We start from the raw sequence: 2,816 nt of genomic DNA, 5'->3' as shown, positions 1-2,816 counted from the left end.
GATTATCAAATTTTATGAGCGATGGAGCAAAATTAAAACAAATACCCTCCGTTTTGTATGCGGAAGGCGTTTGTTCACATTACCCTCTTCTTTTCTCTTTTTCCGCCCGGTAAAATTCATGGAACATTTTCATCAACGCCCGTTTTTCAATCCTGGAGACATAGCTGCGCGAAATACCAAGCTCCTTCGCGATTTCCCTCTGAGTCTTTTCTTTTTTCAAATCAAGGCCGAACCGTCCGATGATGACTTCTTTTTCCCTGTCATCGAGGATATCGATAAACTCCTTCACCTTCTCAATTTCCATGTTTAGTTGAATCGTATCCACGACATCCTCTGATTCGGATTTAAGCACATCAATGAGCGAGATTTCGTTTCCTTCCTTATCCTGCCCGATCGGATCGTGGAGAGAGACATCCTTTTTTGTTTTCTTCGTGGCCCGTAAATGCATAAGAATTTCATTTTCAATACAGCGAGCAGCATATGTCGCCAGCTTCGTTCCTTTGCCTTCTGAGTAGCTTTCTATGGCTTTAATCAATCCTATTGTGCCGATCGAGATTAAATCCTCTGTGTCTTCACCTGTATTTTCAAACTTCTTCACGATATGTGCGACGAGCCGCAGGTTGTGTTCGATCAGCATATTCCTCGCATCGCTGTCTCCCTGCGCCATCAGCTGTAAGTATTTCCGTTCCTCTTTTGCGGATAATGGTTGGGGAAACGCATTATTCTTAACATATGAAACTAATAAGTAGAACTCCTTTGCCAAATAGCCAATTGCTGTTAAAAGACCTGGCATGTACCCACCTCCGCTATTTTGCCTTTGGACGTTTGCCTTATGTTAATACCTATGCGGACGGAGGGGTGTCTGTGTCTGTACCAAAACTAAATAATCAAATATAGAACAATATTGCATATCACGTAAAAAGCTTATGTCCCCTTCATGAGGACATAAGCTTTCTTTTATTAAAACCACAAACATAGGTACGAGAGGTTTTTCCATGAGTGCTAATTGGTTAATTCTTTACTGTTTATTTTTTCCTTATCAAGAATATCCTTTACAACATCTTCAAGGGTTACATTTCCCAAAGTTTTCTCTAATGCTAATTGAGCAGCTGTAAATAATGGACCTATTGTATCTTGGATATTCCTTCCTACAGTACAAGCTGGATTTGGTTCTTCATGTACACTAAACAATTCTTTCTCTTGTACTACATTAACTGCCTTATATACGTCTAGTAATGTAATATCAGATAAATCCCTAGCAAGTTTAGCCCCCGCAATACCAGGATGTACTTCTACTAACCCTGCTTTTTTTAGCATCCCCATAATTTTTCTGATCACCGCAGGATTCGTGTTTACACTACCTGCTAGAAATTCTGATGTGCTTATCCCCTCTTTATTTATTTCAATAAGAGCTAATATATGAATTCCAACGGAAAATCGACTACTTATAGACACTCTTCAATCACCTTCCCTGTCTTTATCACAAAATACCTCTACGTTGTATCATGTAACTAATTTAATTACAAATGTATCATACCTCAAAATAAAGAACAAAATTAAAAAAGAGTTTTGAATTTGTTGACAAAAACACATGAGGTAACTATTATGATTACAGGTAATCAAATTGATTACATTTTAACAATAAAGAGTTTAACAAAACATATATCGGAGGAAAAGACAATGAAAATGCTAGTAACAGGTGCAACAGGAAAATTGGGAACGAAAGTTGTAGAGACCCTATTGAAAACTGTACCAGCGAGTCAACTCGCTGTCAGTGTTCGCAATCCAGAGAAAGCGGAAGGATTACGAGCTCGTGGAGTAGAAGTTCGTCAAGGAGATTTTGATCAGCCGCAACACTTGGATTCTGCTTTTGCAGGTATCGATCGCTTATTAATTATTTCTGCGGATGGAGACAATGAAACAAGAATAAGCCAGCATACAAATGCAGTAGCTGCGGCAGAGCGTGCTCAAGTTAAATTCATTGCTTATACCAGCATAGGGAATGCAAGCGAAAGCACCATGTTCCTTGCCCCACCACACGTTGCTACGGAAAAAGCTATCTTGAAAACAGGCATTCCTTACTCTTTCTTACGCAACAACTGGTACTTGGAGAACGAAATCTCAAGCGTTCAAGGTGTCCTGGCAGGAGCACCTTGGGTGACGTCTGCAGGTTCTGGCAAGGTTGGTTGGGCACTACAACAAGATTTTGCAGAGGCTGCGACAGCTGTACTGGCGGGGAATGGACACGAGAATACGGTCTACGAGCTTTCTGGCAAGCTAATGACTCAAGAAGAATTTGCATCTGCCCTAGGCACTGTATTGGGTAAAGAAGTACCTGTGCAACAGGTCGATGACGCTACTTATGCAGACATTATGAAAGGTGCAGGCGTACCAGAATTCATTATTCCTTTCCTTGTAGATATCCAGAAAGACATTCGGGATGGAGCTTTGGAAATAGAAAGCAATGATTTCGAAAAACTTCTCGGACGTCCGGTTACGCCAATCAGCAATGCATTGACTCAAATTGTTAACGAAATCTCTAAACAAAATAATTGAACTAAATTGAAAACCGACTGAATGTAGCAGAGGTCTTTAAATAAGAATAAAGCAAAGCTAATCAGTTTCAAGATACAAAAATACCATTAGTGTTTACGCTAATGGTATTTTTGTATTTATTTATAAAAGAGCGAAGCAATAGTTTAGTAACTAAAAATAAATATTAAAATCAACACAGTTATTTTTATTTAGGCTCTATTAAATTCCATTGTTGATTTTCAAATGGTCATGGAATCTACTCGCTTTCCGCGGACGAACTG

General features: G+C 39.2%; 3 protein-coding genes. 1 reads left to right on the top strand and 2 read right to left on the bottom strand.

Translation table 11 applies throughout. The features are described from left to right. Positions 1-79: 79 nt before the first annotated feature. Positions 80-793, bottom strand: a complete 714-nt coding sequence (gene sigK, locus D0463_RS09445; RefSeq protein WP_117307159.1) for an RNA polymerase sporulation sigma factor SigK — start codon at positions 791-793, stop codon at positions 80-82. Between the two features lie 209 nt (positions 794-1,002). Further along, positions 1,003-1,455, bottom strand: coding sequence for an Rrf2 family transcriptional regulator (locus D0463_RS09440; protein WP_117307158.1), 453 nt, complete (start codon positions 1,453-1,455; stop codon positions 1,003-1,005). A gap of 225 nt (positions 1,456-1,680) precedes the next feature. Between D0463_RS09440 and D0463_RS09435 the strand changes: the two genes are divergently transcribed. Next, positions 1,681-2,556, top strand: coding sequence for an SDR family oxidoreductase (locus tag D0463_RS09435; protein ID WP_117307160.1), 876 nt, complete (start codon positions 1,681-1,683; stop codon positions 2,554-2,556). The last annotated feature ends 260 nt before the right edge of the window (positions 2,557-2,816 follow it).

The sequence above is a fragment of the Bacillus sp. V59.32b genome, from assembly GCF_003429085.1.
Taxonomy (GTDB): domain Bacteria; phylum Bacillota; class Bacilli; order Bacillales; family DSM-1321; genus Peribacillus.
Note: the sequence above shows the minus strand (reverse complement) of the source record. Positions and strands in the feature narration are given on the sequence as shown.

Coding starts and splice junctions, on each gene's coding strand:
- sigK (WP_117307159.1), bottom strand. CDS start 793: ATGCCAGGTCTTTTAACAGCAATTGGCTATTTGGCAAAGGAGTTCTAC.
- D0463_RS09435 (WP_117307160.1), top strand. CDS start 1,681: ATGAAAATGCTAGTAACAGGTGCAACAGGAAAATTGGGAACGAAAGTT.